Consider the following 15,783-nt stretch of genomic DNA (forward strand, 5'->3'; position numbering starts at 1 on the left):
ATTAATCAAATTAATATTGATTTGGATAACTAAAGGATGAACTGAAATTTTTTCTATATTGAGAAGGAGTAACATGAAATGTTTTTAGAAATATGCGATTCATATTTAGAGAATTACTAAAACCGCATATATTGGCTATCTCATCTATTGTCAACTGTGTATCTGTCAAATAACGACATGCTGTTTCAGTCCTTAGTTTTTCCACATATTTAATAGGACTTGTATTTAGTTCTTTAACAAAAACCCTTGCAAAGTTTCGAGGACTCATTGATGACAATCCTGCTAATTTTTCTACAGTAATATCTTCATGTATATGGTCGTGAATCCAATTCAAAATATTATTTATCGGTTGATAATCTATGTTTTGGGATTCTAACATCATGCTATATTGAGTTTGATTACCTGGGCGTTTTAAAAAAAGCACCATTAATTTTGCTATCCTCAATGCGAACGTTTTTCCTAAATCCTCTTCTACTAACGCCAATGCTAAATCAAATCCTGCCGTAACACCGGCAGAAGTGTATACATTTCCTTGTTTAATGAAAATAGCTTCTTGATTTACGTATACATCAGGATAGGTTTTGGCCATTTCTTCACAAAGCTGCCAGTGGGTTACCGCATTTTTATTCCGTAATATACCGGCCTCAGCCAATATGAATGCTCCTGCACACATGGAACATATGCGGCGTACAATTTTCGACTGTAGTTTTAACCAAATAAGAATATCTTCTTTAAATCCGTTCTTTCGAGGAGCGCCTGCAACTATTAGTGTATCTATCGGATAATCAATTTCATGATAATTGCTTTCACAGTTAATGGATATTCTTGGTTTCATCTCAAGTTTCTTACTTATAACAGCTGATACAACGTGTATTTCATAGGAAAAACTAACATCATTTTTTAAATGCTCCATATTGTCGATAGCACTTTGAAAAACTTCTATTGGCGCAGATACGCTTAACATTGTGGAGTATGGGTGGACTAACACTACAACGTGCCTAATATCTTTGGTATTCTTCATTTCAACTGTTTTCACAAAAATAGTAATTCTTTTTATATTGGCAGTATTTGTATATAGTATGTCTTTTCTGTCAAATCAATAAAAAAGTAATTTTGCAAAAAAGATATTTTAATTATGAAAACGATAAAAATTGGTATTAATGGATTTGGACGAATAGGTCGTCTTGTCTTTCGTGCAGTTCAAAAATACGAGAACATCCAAGTTGTAGGCATTAATGACTTGACCAGTGTAGATTATTTGGCTTATATGCTAAAATATGATACTGTACATGGACATTTTGACGGGGAAATCAGCGTAAAGGACGGTAATTTATTAGTAAATGGACAAATCATCCGAATTACATCCGAGAAAAATCCAGAAGATTTAAAATGGAATGAAATTAATGCAGAATACATTATTGAAGCAACAGGCATATTCTTGACAAAGGAAAATGCACAAGGTCACATAAATGCAGGTGCTAAACGGGTAGTAATGTCAGGCCCTCCGAAAGATGATACTCCCATGTTTGTTATGGGGGTAAATGAGAAAATGTATAATGGAGAAGTTTTTGTGTCAAATGCCTCTTGTACTACCAATTGTGTTGCCCCGTTGGTGAAAGTAATAAATGATAAATTTGGAGTAGCGGAAGCGTTGATGACTGCCATACATGCAGCTACAGCATCACAAAAGACTGTTGACAGCCCCTCTGTGAAAGATTGGCGAGGTGGACGGGCAGTGACGGGAAATATTATACCATCTTCTACAGGAGCGGCAAAAGCTGTAGGAAAAGTAATCCCAGAACTTTCGGGTAAAATTACTGGGTTATCTTTTAGGGTACCCGTATTAGATGTTTCTGTGGTAGATTTAACATGCAGACTTAAAAAACCTGCAACTTATGAGGAAATATGCCAAACAATTAAAGAAGCTTCAAAAAATGAAATGAAAGGAATATTAGGATATACCGAAGATGAAGTTGTTTCCACAGACTTTATAGGAGAAACAAGAACGTCCGTATTCGATACAAAGGCAGGAATATCGTTGTCTCCAAATTTTGTAAAGTTGATTAGCTGGTATGATAACGAGTATGGTTTTTCCAACAAAATACTCGACCTTATTATACACATGGAAGCCTTCGCAGTTAAATAATTTATACTACAAAAACACACTCTTTGGAAACATATATTCTGTCCTATTATGTACTTCGGTGAATATTTTTGTTTCTGGATTGAATCGGTAAACTATATGATAACAAAGGAAATGTATATGCAATATTCAGACGAGGAACTTATAAAATTACTACCGAATTTCAATAATCATTTTATTAATGTAAATGGCATTCAACTACATTATGTAATAGGTGGTCAAGGAGATCCTTTGGTTTTAATCCCCGGCTATCCCGAAACATGGTGGGCTTATAATAAGGTAATGCCAATACTCATAAAAAAATATCGCGTTATTGTTATCGATATTCGTGGCATGGGAAGTTCAGATAAACCTTTTGAAGGATACGACAAGCGAAATATGGCTAAAGATGTCTTTGAACTCGTACAGCATTTGGGATTAAAAAGAATATCGATTGCTGGACATGATATAGGTGCTCATGTTGCATTTAGTTTCGCTGTAAATTATTCAGACATAGTTGCTAAACTTATTATGTTAGACACCCCTCATCCTGACGAAGGGATGTATCAATTACCAATGCTACCTATATTAGGTGCTAATTATCTTTACCCTTGGTGGCTTTCTTTTAATCAGGTCAAAGAATTACCTGAACGACTTCTTGAAGGGCGTATGGATGTTGTTATAGAATGGTTATTTAATCATTTATTGAAAGATGTAAACAGTATAAGTGATTTTCATAAATCGGTCTATGCCGCAGCGTATAATAATAAAGATGCTATAAGGGCTTCAAATGGTTGGTATCAAGCATTTCCTCAAGATATACAAGACATGAAGACATACAATAAACTTTCGGTTCCTACACTCGGAATTGGCGGTAGCGGATACGATATGTTGGCAATGTCTCTTCCTAAAATGATAAGCAATGTAAAACTAAAAAAAATAGAAAATAGCGGGCATTTCCTTTTAACTGAAAAGCCAACGGAGACAGTTGAACTCATGATAGATTTTTTGGAGCATTGATAAATTTTGGGATACTTACATATTTTCGCCTGATGTCAGAAATATAAATAATGTTAAGAATCATGAATAATAAGATACATTAAACATGATGTTAGATGGACAAATTCTACAAAGAAATGTTGCAAAACTTGGGAACAGGAATAATAGAACTTGAAATTGAGGAGGATTGCCCAACCAAACGGTTAGAAGCCATTATCAATACGATTGTAAAAAGCTTGTCCGAAGTAAAAGAGCGTGTTCTGAAAAGAGGGTTTAAGAACACTGCGGTTTTTACCGGAGTGTACAGAACTGTAAACGATAAACATTGGGTAAGCGATGTGGTAGCAGGAGCAGGATTTGGCATTCTCTCCACGGAGCTGGCTTACTGGCTTTTCCCTAAAATCAATGGCTTGCTTACGGGTAAGGAAAAGAGAACGGCAACGATGGTTATGCCTTACTATCAGAACAAAGGTTTCGGTATCGGCTTAGTACAGAATTTTTAAATCAGTGTATTATGTGGTTAGTTTATGCTTTATTATCCGCCTTATTTGCTGCACTTACCGCCATATTCGGTAAGCTGGGCGTAGCGAACGTCAATTCCAATCTTGCAACCGGGATACGGACGGTTGTCATATTGATAATGATATGGAGCATCATAATGGCAAGAGGCGAAGCAAAAGGAATGAGCATTTTATCAAAACAGAATATCACTTTTCTTATCATTTCAGGAATAGCCACAGGCTTATCGTGGCTATTCTATTTTAAAGCCTTGCAATTAGGGAAAGTATCGCAGGTAGCAGCCGTTGATAAGCTAAGTGTAGCCCTTACAATCATCATTGCCGTCCTGTTTTTAGGCGAGCAGCTTACGCTAAAGACATTTGCAGGAGCAAGCCTTATTATCATCGGAACCGTACTATTGGCTTGGAAGTAATGCCTGCGTACTTTTTTTAATCTCCCCAAATCAGAACTTAGCAAAAGCCGAATGGAAAAATTTTACAATGAAACATTAGAAAACTCGAAACGGACATCAAAGAATTGGAAATGGAAGCAGATAGCTCCATACAACAGGTTGAAACCGTAATCAGGCTTATCATCAAATGCCTGGCGAATGTAAAAGAGTATGTAGTGAACAGAGGATTTAAGAATACAGATGAAGAAATCCGTTTTTTCAAACACCAGAAACCTGTCATCGTATCAAAGCTGATTTATTATAATGCGATTTATAAAATCGAAACAAAGAAGCCTTATGGTGCAAAACCTATCAGGAATTACCTCAACAATGAACTGAAAAAGCTGAAACGGTACTTTGATAACAACCTCGAAGTTTATAAATACTACCGCACCAATAATTCCTTCATTGACGATCAGTTGTTTTTCAAGGAACAAATACGATATAAAGCTAAGTCTGGACACGTTTTATTTTGAAGCAGACCCGGACTTTTCTACCTCTCACGATTACAAGGCAGCAAAGATTATCGCCAATGACCTGATACAAGTCTATCTCGAAGACCAGCTTCATAAAACGGTGTATAAAGAAAAATCTACCAACCTGCCAAAACTAAACTGGGCGGGAAGCAAGACTGCATTAACCGAACTGATATACGCCCTTCACGCTCAGGGTGCATTCGATAATGCCGATATTAAAATCATTGCCAAAACTTTTGAAAGCATCTTTCATATTGACCTGGGCGACTTCTATTATACCTTTATGGAGCTTAAAAACCGGAAGGTAAACCGAACGAAATTTCTTGACAGCCTGCGTGATGCACTGATAAAGCGGATGGAAGAGCAGGAAGAGGAATAATAGCAAATTTCTATAACAGAATAGCCCTTTTCTGACCTTGTTATAATTTAAAGATAGATAGACTTGTCTATCTAATTGTTTTTTTACTATCTTTGTTCGAATAGAAAATATTAATTCAACAATGGAAAATCTAACTTCAAAAAAAATGCTACCCGTTTTTGCATTTTGGGCATTAGGCTTAATCTGGGGGAGTAATTTTATTTATATGAGGCTCGTATCTCATTATATCGCCTCTATGCAAGTTGTATTTCTTAGAGTGGCTTTATCTGTACTGCCTATTATCGCATACGGTATATTTACCCACTCATTCAAAAAAGAACATTTAAAGTATTGGTATCACTTTTTGGTAATGTCGTTACTGGCAGCAGTGGTTTATTACTATTGCTTTGTAATGGGGTCGCATCTGTTATATTCCGGTATCGCCGGAGCAATGAGTGGTTCCACTCCGTTGTTTTCGTTTGTACTTGGTATGCTTTTCTTGAATGAAGAAAAACTCACATTTCGTAAAGTTTTGGGACTATTGCTTGGTTTGCTCGGTATCATTCTGCTTGCAAAACCTTTTAACGCTGATTTTACTCCCACTACTTGGGAAGGAATAGCCTATATGGTTGTTGGTTCGTTAAGTTTTGGGGCATCTTTTATCTATGCAAAAAAATTCGTCAGCCCTTTACAAATTCCGAGTGTTGCATTGACCTCCTATCAACTGATTGGAGCAACCATTATTCTGCTTGCCATTACTCCATTCGAGGGGATGAGTAACGTGTTTTCAAATACAAACGCTGCTTTAGGCTTGATTATCGGTCTTAGCTTTTTAGGTACAGGATTGGCATTTCTTATTTACTATTTTATCATTGATAAATTGGGTGGTGTTAAAGCATCATCGGTTACATATATTCCCCCGATAGTTGCTCTTATCATCGGTGCATTTATAGGCAAAGAACCCATCGTTTTATCAGATTTTTTAGGAGCGTTTATTGTGCTTTTAGGAGTTTACTTACTAAAGAAAAAATAATATGACACCATCTGAAATTGTTAAAGAAAAAATCCTGACAACAGCTTCAAACCTGTTTTATAAGCAGGGCTATAATTCAACAGGCATCAATCAGATTATTGACGAAGCAGGAATTGCGAGAGGTTCGTTGTATAATCATTTCAAATCCAAAACAGAATTGCTTCACGCTTACCTGGAAGACAGTAGCAGCGATTGGTTTGTCCAATTACATGCCTATATAGATAAAATTGACAAACCGAAAGATAAGATTTTAGGACTGTTTGATTTCAGGATAAAAAGACAAGTTCGAAGTGGTTTCGGAGGATGTCCTTTTATCAAAGCTGGTGCGGAGGTACCACAAGATGATAAAAAAGCGTTTCAAATCATTGAAAAAAATAAAATGAAGTTTAGGGATTATATTTTGGAAATACTAAAAGACATAAGTTCCCAAAATAACCTACTTACCAAAGAGGAATTGGCAGACACTATCTATCTATTAATAGAGGGAGCCACAATTACAGCCAGTTTTCAAAAAAGAAATATAATGATTGGCAGAGCCAAAGAAATTACTGATAAACTAATATAAATGTGTTTGTTCCTTTCAGAAAACAGCTTGGAAAAACTGGTCATTTGCCAACGGAGAAATTATACACACTCAAAAATTAAATAAAATCAAAATGAAAAAAGTAATATTTAGTTCGGATGCTCCGGCTCCGATAGGTCCATTTTCACAGGGGGTCGTAGCGCAAGGAGCATTACTATATGTATCTGGAAATATAGGTATGAAACCTGGAGAAACAGAATTAGTTACTGGAGGAATAAGAGAGCAGACCAAACAAGTGCTTAGTAATATGAAAGCTATTGTCTCGGAAGCGGGATATTCGCTGTCTGATGTGGTTAAAGTAAATGTGTACCTGACAGATATGAAAGATTTTGCTTCGATGAACGAAGAATACGCAGAAATATTTTCTGAACTCGAACCTGCGAGAACAACTGTTCAGGTTGCTGGATTACCAAAAAACGCAATGGTAGAAATGGAATTAACAGCAGTTATATAATATCAATTCTTTGTAAATGTATAATTAAAAGAAATGTAAAAATGACTTGTAATTTCAAAAACGACTATTCTGTTGGTGCTCATCCCAACGTTTTAAATAGTTTGGTCGAAACAAGTCTTGTTCCAAAATCGGGATATATGAATGATGAATACTCCATAGAAGCAAAGAAAATATTGATGCAAAAAATCTAAAACCCCAATTCAACTACAGGCGGAAGAATTATCACAACATTAGCCAAACTTTTAAACAAAAAAAGAAGCGGTAAAGGTTTTATTTCCAACTGTATAGTAAGAAGAAAAGACATGATAATGATTTTTGAAAAATAAACAAGTAAACTTAAAATATAATGAATAATATAAGAACTTTCCTTTTGTTAAGTAGCGGTGCTTTTTTCCTGTTGTCAGGATTTATCAACAATGTAAAAGCACAAACAAAAACTTCTGTAAGTAAGAATGAATATAAAACAGACAGTATTAAAGTAAATAGCAATTATTTTACTTATCGAAAAATTGGAGCAAACACCAAAACAACTATTCCGCTTATTCTGTTTATCCACACCCGTGGCAATTTAGATAGTTGGGACGGTGCATTACTTGAGAAATTGGCAGCAGAACGTACAGTTATTACGTTCAACAATCGTGGTGTGGCAAGTTCAGGTGGACAAACACCTGAAAGTTTTGCGTTAATGGCGGAAGATGCTTACCTATTCATTAAAGCACTTGGTTATAATAAAGTTGATGTACTTGGCTTTTCAATAGGCGGCTGCGTAGTGCAGGAATTACTTGTATTGCACAATGAAATAGTACGCAATGCAATATTGGCAGGCACTTCACCCAAAGGAGCAAAAAGCATCAATCAGCGAGACCCGAAAATTGCAGAATTGGTTACAAGACCCACATTGGGAATGAAAGAATTTTTATCACTTTTTTTCAATGCTTCCGATAAAAGTCGTGAATTGGGAAAAGCATTTTGGCAACGCAAGTTAGCAAGTAAATATCCCCAAGATTTGGCAGTGAGTAAAGAAGCAGCCCAATCTCAAGCCACTGCCCGATTTAATTGGGGAAATGACACACTTCATTCTATACAATACGAAAACATAACCAACCCGATTTTAGTTGCGGGCGGAAAAGTAGACCTTCAAATGCCTACGCATAATTCGGTTGAACTGTATAACCTGTTGCCCAATGCCCAACTGAATTTATATCCCGATGCAGGACACGGTTTTCTTTTTCAATATCCTGAAATATTTGGTAGTGATGTTAACCGATTTTTAAACTCAAATAATTTTTAGAAGCATTAAGCAAATAATACTATAATCAAATAATGGAGCAACATTCTAACAAGTGGTTACAACATTTCATATTGCTTACCGCACCGTTACTAACAGTAATAGATATTTTTATAGTAAATATAGCAATGCCGTCCATAAAGCAAAGTTTCAATGCGTCAGATGGAGCAATAGAATTGGTAGTTGCGGCTTATTTGTTAGGGTTTGCGTCTTTTCAGGTTACAGGTAGTAGGGCAGGCGATATTTTCGGCAGGAAAAAAATTTTTTTATGGGGAATGTTTTTCTTTGTACTCACATCTTGTATTTGCGGTTTAGCACCAAATGTAATCGTACTGATTGCAGCACGTTTTTTTCAAGGTGTAAGCGGTTCATTTATGCAATCACAAGCATTAGCGTATGTGCAAGTTTTATTTCCCGAACGTAAAGAACGTACAAAAGCAATCGGTTATATCGGTATCACATTGGGTATTGCTTCTGTAATGGGACAATTTTTAGGCGGTTTATTTTCAGGCTTACATACTTTTATTGAAGGTTGGCGTTTTATTTTTTTAGTGAATTTACCCATTGGCATTGTTGCTTTTTTGTTAGCAAAAAAACATCTTGAAAACACCAAACTCAATTTCCAAGAAAGATTTGATTATTCTGGAGTAACGCTGTTCACATTGGCGCTAGGATTTTTTATTTATCCACTTACGGAAGGAAGGGAACAAGATTATCCCTTATGGAGTTTTGCAATGCTGTTGGCATCGCTGATATTGTTTTTTGTTTTCATTGTCAATCAAAAAAACAAATTAAAGAAACAACAAAAACCTTTAATGGACATACGCCTGTTCAAAATCAGAGATTATAATATAGGATTGATATTAGTTGCTTTTTATTTTGCTATGCACACTTCCTATTTGTTAGTGTCTACATTCTATTTACAAAGCGGCTTAAACCTTACATCAATGCAGGCAGGAATGTACTTTGTCGTAAACGGTGTATTGTTTATGTTATCGTCTTTTCTATCGGTTCGTTTAGTAAATAAGTTTGGTAAAAAGCCTGTTCAGATAGGTGTTGCACTAATGATAATCGTTTACATTTTGCAAATAATTTTCCTTAATAACCAAACAAATGAAATCACTTTTTTGTTTTTGCTATCTTTTCAGGGCTTTTGTGGTGGTTTAGTACTACCATCTTTAATCAATCTTACCCTAAAAAACATATCGCATCATTTTGTAGGCATTGCTTCTGGTATGTATAATACTATTCAGCAAACAGCTTCTTCAATGGGGGTGTGTTTCATAGGCGGTTTATTTTTTACGATTGCCAAAGCAAAGAACGATTTTGTTACAGCCTTTCATTACAGTTTATATGCAGGAATTGGCTGTCTGTTAATTTCATTTGCATTGTTGATAGTTATTGAAGATTTAAAAAAGAAGATATGAAAAGAGTTGTCATTACAGGACTTGGAGCTTTAACTCCCATAGGAAACAATGTAAACGATTTTTGGCAATCATTAGTAAATGGTGTTAGCGGTGCTGCACCCATTACTAAATTTGATACTGCCAAATTAGTTATCTCCTAGTTTCATTTTGTTGTTTAAGCATAGGACTAAAATAAAAATCCACTGTTATTGAGATGGACTTTTTTACAAAGTAAAAATGAGCTTTTTTACAAAGTTCACTATTAATTTCTGTTCTAACTTTGTCATATAAAATTTTAGAAATGAAAATAGTAGACAAAATTTACATCAATGGCGAATTTTTAAAACCCCACGGCAGAGAAGTTTTAGACATCATAAATCCTTCAAATAACCAAAAAATTGGTGAAGTCACACTTGCTGATGAAGTTGACACCCAAAATGCCATCGCATCAGCAAAAGAAGCTTTTAAAACATTTTCAAAAGCTACGGTTGAGGAACGAATTTCCTACTTGGAAAAACTAAAATCGGCAGTCGAAAAAAGAAAGAAAGAGTTTACAGATGTGATGGTGGAAGAATATGGCGGTACTTTCCAGTTCTCTTCGATGAGTAACGAATTTACAGGTCAATGGTTTGATTCGATGATTGAGTCCGTTAAAGGTTTTGAATTTGAACAAACCATTAATTCATCAAAAGTTTTTTTACAACCCGTTGGTGTAGTGGGAATCATAACTCCTTGGAACGCCAGCAATGGATCTATTTGCAGTAAGGTTGCTACAGCAATTTCAGCGGGTTGTACCGTGGTCATCAAACCAAGCGAAATGAGCGCACTTCAGACCCAGGTATTAATGGAAGCTTTTCACGAAGCTGGGTTACCGAAAGGAGTCATTAATTTTGTAACCGGTTTGGGAAGCGTAGTCAGAACCGAATTAACAGTTAATCCTGATGTAGCCAAAATCTCCTTCACAGGCTCCACAGTTGTGGGAAAGCTAATTGCTAAAGCAGCGGTGGATACGATGAAACGTGTAACCCTTGAACTCGGCGGAAAATCTCCAAACATCATTTTAGACGATGCGATTCTAGAACAAGCTATTCCGACAGCGGTGTTCGGCGCCTATATGAATAGCGGACAGGCCTGTATTGCGCCAACAAGACTTTTGGTTCCTGAAAGTCAATTGGAAAAGGTAAATGAAATTGCCAGAGTAACGGCAGAACAGGTCGTAGTTGGATTGCCTCAAAACGAAAATACTAATGTTGGCCCAATGGTAAGTGTAAAACAATTTGAAAGGGTTCAAAACTATATCAAAATTAGATTGGAGGAAGGCGCTTCTTTATTGGTGGGTGGAATAGGAAAACCTGATGGATTGGAAGATGGAAACTTTGTAAAAGCTACTATATTTACCAATGTAAAAAATGATATGACGATTGCGCAGGAAGAAATTTTTGGTCCGGTTTTATCCATTATTCCTTACAAAACCGATGAGGAAGCAATCTCAATTGCTAACGATACACCTTATGGATTAGCGGCTTATATAAGTTCATCTAATATCGAAAGAGCACAAAAGATGGCTTCACAGATAGATGCTGGAAGGGTTTGTATCAACGGCTTCAGCCACGACCCGATGGTTCCGTTTGGAGGATTTAAACAGTCTGGCATTGGGCGTGAATATGGCGTGTATGGTTTGGAGGCTTATTTGGAACCGAAAGCTGTTCTACAATAATTTTGTATTTTTGGTAAAGCGTTATTTGATAATGACGCTTTATCTTTTAGCATTAAATTGAAATGGAAAAATCAGACATTGTCTATTCGTGCTATCACGAGACGAGCAGGAACGGCGAAAATTTCGTACCGCAACACGTCTTGACTTTGCAGATTTCAGGAAGTTTTGACCTGTCTTACGGGCAGAAGAAATACGTTGCTAATGAGGGCGATTTTTATTTACTGCGAAAAAATCAGTTGGTAAAATTTACCAAACGACCTGCTACAAACAAGACTTTTGAAAGTCTCAATATTTTTCTGAGTGACGAAATTTTGAGAACGATGGCGAAGGATTATCATTTAGTATCCGTTCAATCCGAAGTCTCTTTACCAATGATCGCCATTGAAGTGAACGATGTACTTGAAAATTACATCACATCATTAAAAACCATTCTTGAAAATCCGAAACTGCTTACCAAAGATTTTATCGACCTCAAAATAAAGGAACTCTTATTTATTTTAATAGAAGCGCAGCCTGAACTCAAAAATATTTTTTTCGATTTTTCAGAGCCTTTTAAAATTGATTTGGAATCGTTTATGATTAAAAATTATATGTACAATGTCAATTTGGACCGTTTTGCTTACCTCACAGGAAGAAGTTTAGCGACTTTCAAGCGTGATTTTGAGAAGGTCTTTCACACATCGCCTCACAAATGGATTTTACAGAAACGTTTAGATGAAGCTCATTATCTGATCAACGAACAAAAAAAATCGCCTTCAGAAATTTATGTTGATTTGGGTTTTGAGGATTTATCTCATTTTTCTTATGCCTTTAAAAAGCATTTTGGATACAGTCCAAATAATATTACTTTAAGCAATAGATAGTCACCATTTAGAAATTCACAAAAAAATAAATCCTGCCTATAAATACCAGGCAGGATTTTCTTTAATATTTTTGGCATTATTTTGAAAATAATGCCACTTTCAAAGCTATTGCGGCATCTAAAACTGATTTTTGGACTGCCGGGATATGGGCCAACGGATTCAGCATTCCATAATCGTGGATGAAACCTTTGTATTCTGTAATTGTTGTTGGAACGCCTGCATCATCCAGTTTTCTTCCGTACGCCACACCTTCGTCGTGCAAAATATCATTCTCGGCAACCTGAACCAATGCTGGTGGTAAACCTTTTAATTCTTCCAAAGAAGCTTTTAATGGAGAAGCATATTTGTTATTACGTTCTTTTAAATCAGGTAGATAATTATCCCACATCCATTTCATCAATGGGGTTGTTAAGAATCTTTCCTGAGCATAGTTTGCGTAAGAAGCCCTGCTGAAATCTGAGTCTGTAACTGGCCAAAGAAGCACTTGTTGTTTTAGATTGGGACCATTCTTATCTTTTGCCATCAGTGCCACAACAGCTGCCATATTTCCGCCTACACTGTTTCCTGTAACGGCAAGTCTGGTGCCATCAACACCAATTTCTTTTCCGTGCTCAGAAACCCATTTGGTTGCTGCGTAAGCCTGATTGATAGCAATTGGAAATCTCGCTTCCGGAGAGGGCGTGTAATCCGGAAAAACTGCTACTGCACCACTGTTTACAACCAAATCACGAACCAATCTTTTGTGCGTAGGATAATCTCCTAAAACCCATCCGCCACCATGAAAGAACATAAATACAGGAAGTCCGGCCTTTGCGCCCTTTGGTTTTACGATGTGGATTTTTACTGTTTGCCCATCTTGTGTAATGGTTTTTTCAGATTCTTCGATGTCAGCATAATCGAAGTTTACAGATTTTTGAGCACCTACCAGAACCAATCTGGCATCTTTTGGAGCCAAGGTTTCCAATGGTTTTCCGTCGCCGCTGTTGAGAGCTTTTAAAAATTCTCTGGTTTCTCTGCCAATATTTGGGTCTTGTGAGGCTGGATTAGATTGTGCCATAATAGTAGAATTAATGATAAAAAATGTTGCTAAGGTTAGCAATTTGACATATACTGTTTTCATTATAATTATTTTTGAAGGTTGATATTTAAGATAATTTCGAAGTTGAAAGCCGAACTTACCGGACAGGTTTTTTCTGCTTCTCTGGCTATTTTTTCAAATTCCTCTGTGGAGATTCCGTCCACTTTTGCGTTGAGTGTCAATTCAGATTGTGTGATTTTTCCGTTGTCGAGGGTGATGACAGATTTTGTTTCCAGATTTTCGGGGTGATAACCGGCTTGTGTCAAATCCAGACTCAGTTTCATTGTAAAACATCCGGCGTGGGCGGCTGCCAAAAGCTCTTCTGGATTAGTTCCAACGCCGTCCGCAAAACGACTGTTGAATGAATATTGGGTTTGATTTAAAACGGTACTTTGAGTGGTTAAATGTCCGTTTCCTTCTTTGATGGTACCGTTCCAAACGGCGGTTGCGTTACGTTTCATAATCTTTGTTTTTAATTATTATTTTTTGATGAAACAAAGGTATGTCGCTGCAAGGTGCTGAAAAATATCAAAAGGTCGATTAGAATTGTACTTTTTTCCTTCTATTGGGAAATGATGAATTAATCTTTAATTTCTTTCCTAAAAACCGCCGGAGTTTTCCCTGATTTTTGGGCAAACATTCGATTAAAATACGCTGGGTCTTCATAGCCCAATTGATAGGCAATTTCCTTAATGCTCAATTCGCTGTAAAGCAGCAATCGCTTTGCTTCCAGAATGATTCTGTTTTTAATCATCTCATTCGGATTTTCGAGATTGAGTTTGTGAAATTTATTGGAAAGCGTTTTGGGAGCCAGGTTCAGAAGGTCTGCATAATCGGCAACGCTGTGTTTTTCTTTGTAATGAATATTTACCAGACGGCTAAAATTTCGGAAAAAATCCTGTTCAACATTAATGAGATTAAACTGTTCGGATTGAAGATTCTGTTTTTTCCATTGTCTTGTAGCTCTAATAATGATTTGTTTCAGATAGGTTCTAATCATTTCCTCAGATGAACGGTCTTGAAAATTAAGTTCATCATTGATTTGATTAAATAATTGCGACACCGTTTTCAGCTGGTCTTCCAGCAAATCCACCTTTGGAATTTCAAAAATATTGTTGAATAAAAGTCCGTCACAAGCCACCTCTTCGTCGTGAATCTGAATGCAGTAAAAATCTCTGTTGTAATAAATCAAAAAAGCATCTTCATCAGTTGCCGATTGAATATCAAGATATTGATTGGTGTTAATGAAAAACAAAGCCGGATTTTCAGTTTCATAAACATTGAAATCTACCGTCAAAGAATAACCTGCGGGAACGAACAAAACTTTGATGTAAGGTCTGAATGTTTCTCCATTCACAAAATCCAACGTTTCGGAATTAAAAGAAACCAATCCTAATTTTTTGTGATGCGATTCGAAAATGGGAGTCAAATTGCTCATTATCTACTTATGTTATTAGTACAAATTTAAAATTATTTTCAAAAACGTAATTCTGTGCTATTCTTCCGCTGATTTGGGTTACAAGCTTGGTGCTGATGCGAGATAACTTTGTCTTATCAAAATTTAAAAACAAAACAATCAAAATTTTAAAAAATGGCAAAGACAATTTTTATCACAGGAGCATCAAGAGGATTTGGAAAACTTTGGACAGAAGCATTGCTAAAAAGAGGCGACAAAGTAGCGGCAACATCAAGAAACATTGAAGCTTATAAAGTTTTGGCAGAACAATATCCCGAAACTTTTCTTCCTATTTCTTTAGATATCACCGACAGAGAAGCGGTTTTTGAAGCAGTAAACAAAGCTAAAAATCACTTCGGAAGTTTAGATGTTGTCATCAATAACGCCGGTTATGGTGTTTTCGGAGCGGTGGAAGAAGTGGGAGAAAAAGCAATTAAAGATGTTTTTGAAGCCAATGTTTTTGGTACGCTTTGGGTAACACAGGCTGCTTTGCCGATTTTCAGAGCGCAGGGAAGCGGTCATGTGATTCAGTTATCGAGTGTTTTAGGGGTTTGGAGCTTACCGACTTTAGGAATTTACAACGCAACTAAATTTGCGGTGGAAGGTTTCAGCGAAGCTTTGGCAACAGAAGTGAAACCGTTCGGAATTAACGTGACCATGATTGAACCTAATGGCTACACAACCGATTTTGGTGGAAGTTCTGCAGTTCACGGCGATGCAATTCCGGCTTATGATGCTTTGAAAGCCAGTTTGGGAGAAGCTGAAGGTCTTTTACCTGAAGATTATGGAACACCGGATGCTACCGTTCCTGCAATTTTAAAATTAATCGACAGCGAAAACCCGCCACTTCGTTTATTCTTAGGAAAAGTAGGATTAAGAAAAACCGAACGAGTTTATGCCGAAAAACTAAAGGTCTGGAACGATTGGAAAGAAGTTTCCGAAGCAGCTCACGGTCATTAATTTTTTTATGAAAGCCTTGCTGATAAAAAAGAGCAAGGCTT

General features: G+C 36.4%; 18 protein-coding genes and 1 pseudogene. 15 read left to right on the forward strand and 4 right to left on the reverse strand.

The genetic code is table 11. The features are described from left to right. Positions 1 to 10: 10 nt before the first annotated feature. Positions 11 to 1,036, reverse strand: a complete 1,026-nt coding sequence (locus K7B07_RS02280) for a GlxA family transcriptional regulator (protein WP_223707088.1) — start codon at positions 1,034 to 1,036, stop codon at positions 11 to 13. A 99-nt stretch (positions 1,037 to 1,135) separates the two neighbouring features. On the opposite strand from K7B07_RS02280, the gene gap reads away from it, so the two are divergent. The 14 genes and pseudogenes from gap (at position 1,136) to K7B07_RS02345 (ending at position 12,248) form a co-directional block, all read left to right on the forward strand. Further along, the gene (gene gap, locus K7B07_RS02285; RefSeq protein WP_223707090.1) at positions 1,136 to 2,146 is read left to right on the forward strand and encodes a type I glyceraldehyde-3-phosphate dehydrogenase; all 1,011 of its coding nucleotides are present in this window, start codon (positions 1,136 to 1,138) and stop codon (positions 2,144 to 2,146) included. Between the two features lie 96 nt (positions 2,147 to 2,242). Then, positions 2,243 to 3,142 (forward strand): alpha/beta fold hydrolase, encoded by a 900-nt coding sequence (locus K7B07_RS02290; protein WP_223707092.1) that lies wholly within the window; start codon positions 2,243 to 2,245, stop codon positions 3,140 to 3,142. 95 nt (positions 3,143 to 3,237) lie between these two features. Next, on the forward strand, positions 3,238 to 3,624 hold the full coding sequence (locus K7B07_RS02295) for a phosphatase PAP2 family protein (protein WP_211118008.1): 387 nt from the start codon (positions 3,238 to 3,240) through the stop codon (positions 3,622 to 3,624). 11 nt (positions 3,625 to 3,635) lie between these two features. Further along, positions 3,636 to 4,052, forward strand: a complete 417-nt coding sequence (locus K7B07_RS02300) for an EamA family transporter (protein ID WP_223707094.1) — start codon at positions 3,636 to 3,638, stop codon at positions 4,050 to 4,052. Positions 4,053 to 4,162: 110 nt separating this feature from the next. Continuing rightward, positions 4,163 to 4,546: an RteC domain-containing protein gene (locus K7B07_RS27575; protein ID WP_258522525.1), complete on the forward strand. Its 384-nt coding sequence runs from the start codon at positions 4,163 to 4,165 to the stop codon at positions 4,544 to 4,546. Continuing rightward, positions 4,479 to 4,925 carry an RteC domain-containing protein gene (locus K7B07_RS27580; RefSeq protein ID WP_262903492.1) on the forward strand — a complete coding sequence of 149 codons (447 nt, stop codon included), beginning with the start codon at positions 4,479 to 4,481 and terminating at the stop codon, positions 4,923 to 4,925. The genes K7B07_RS27575 and K7B07_RS27580 overlap by 68 nt, the downstream gene beginning before the upstream one ends. Positions 4,926 to 5,046: 121 nt before the next feature. After that, positions 5,047 to 5,937, forward strand: a complete 891-nt coding sequence (locus K7B07_RS02310) for a DMT family transporter (protein WP_089766285.1) — start codon at positions 5,047 to 5,049, stop codon at positions 5,935 to 5,937. 1 nt (position 5,938) lies between these two features. Then, positions 5,939 to 6,502, forward strand: a complete 564-nt coding sequence (locus K7B07_RS02315) for a TetR/AcrR family transcriptional regulator (protein WP_089766286.1) — start codon at positions 5,939 to 5,941, stop codon at positions 6,500 to 6,502. Positions 6,503 to 6,593: 91 nt separating this feature from the next. Further along, a complete protein-coding gene (locus K7B07_RS02320) occupies positions 6,594 to 6,974 on the forward strand; it encodes a Rid family detoxifying hydrolase (RefSeq protein WP_223707096.1) in 381 nt (126 codons plus the stop codon). 346 nt (positions 6,975 to 7,320) lie between these two features. Beyond that, complete coding sequence (locus K7B07_RS02325) at positions 7,321 to 8,265, forward strand: alpha/beta fold hydrolase (protein ID WP_223707098.1); 945 nt, start codon at positions 7,321 to 7,323, stop codon at positions 8,263 to 8,265. 32 nt (positions 8,266 to 8,297) lie between these two features. Then, positions 8,298 to 9,689, forward strand: coding sequence for an MFS transporter (locus K7B07_RS02330; RefSeq protein WP_223707099.1), 1,392 nt, complete (start codon positions 8,298 to 8,300; stop codon positions 9,687 to 9,689). Then, positions 9,686 to 9,814 (forward strand): annotated as a pseudogene (locus K7B07_RS02335) (beta-ketoacyl synthase N-terminal-like domain-containing protein); the annotation flags it as partial. The gene K7B07_RS02330 and the pseudogene K7B07_RS02335, both read left to right, overlap by 4 nt. 155 nt (positions 9,815 to 9,969) lie before the next feature. Continuing rightward, positions 9,970 to 11,385, forward strand: coding sequence for an aldehyde dehydrogenase family protein (locus tag K7B07_RS02340; protein ID WP_223707101.1), 1,416 nt, complete (start codon positions 9,970 to 9,972; stop codon positions 11,383 to 11,385). Between the two features lie 62 nt (positions 11,386 to 11,447). Continuing rightward, positions 11,448 to 12,248 carry a helix-turn-helix domain-containing protein gene (locus K7B07_RS02345; protein ID WP_223707102.1) on the forward strand — a complete coding sequence of 267 codons (801 nt, stop codon included), beginning with the start codon at positions 11,448 to 11,450 and terminating at the stop codon, positions 12,246 to 12,248. A gap of 76 nt (positions 12,249 to 12,324) precedes the next feature. Here the strand turns inward: K7B07_RS02345 and K7B07_RS02350 are convergent, their stop codons facing one another. The 3 genes from K7B07_RS02350 to K7B07_RS02360 all read right to left on the reverse strand — a co-directional run bounded on the left by K7B07_RS02350 (position 12,325) and on the right by K7B07_RS02360 (position 14,764). Beyond that, on the reverse strand, positions 12,325 to 13,368 hold the full coding sequence (locus K7B07_RS02350) for an alpha/beta hydrolase (protein WP_223707104.1): 1,044 nt from the start codon (positions 13,366 to 13,368) through the stop codon (positions 12,325 to 12,327). 5 nt (positions 13,369 to 13,373) lie between these two features. Then, positions 13,374 to 13,787 carry an OsmC family protein gene (locus tag K7B07_RS02355; protein ID WP_223707106.1) on the reverse strand — a complete coding sequence of 138 codons (414 nt, stop codon included), beginning with the start codon at positions 13,785 to 13,787 and terminating at the stop codon, positions 13,374 to 13,376. 119 nt (positions 13,788 to 13,906) lie between these two features. Further along, positions 13,907 to 14,764, reverse strand: coding sequence for a helix-turn-helix domain-containing protein (locus tag K7B07_RS02360; protein WP_223707107.1), 858 nt, complete (start codon positions 14,762 to 14,764; stop codon positions 13,907 to 13,909). Between the two features lie 153 nt (positions 14,765 to 14,917). Between K7B07_RS02360 and K7B07_RS02365 the strand changes: the two genes are divergently transcribed. Continuing rightward, positions 14,918 to 15,742 (forward strand): SDR family NAD(P)-dependent oxidoreductase, encoded by an 825-nt coding sequence (locus K7B07_RS02365; protein ID WP_223707108.1) that lies wholly within the window; start codon positions 14,918 to 14,920, stop codon positions 15,740 to 15,742. Positions 15,743 to 15,783: the final 41 nt, after the last annotated feature.

This window comes from Niabella beijingensis, assembly GCF_020034665.1.
In the GTDB taxonomy this organism is placed as follows: domain Bacteria; phylum Bacteroidota; class Bacteroidia; order Chitinophagales; family Chitinophagaceae; genus Niabella; species Niabella beijingensis.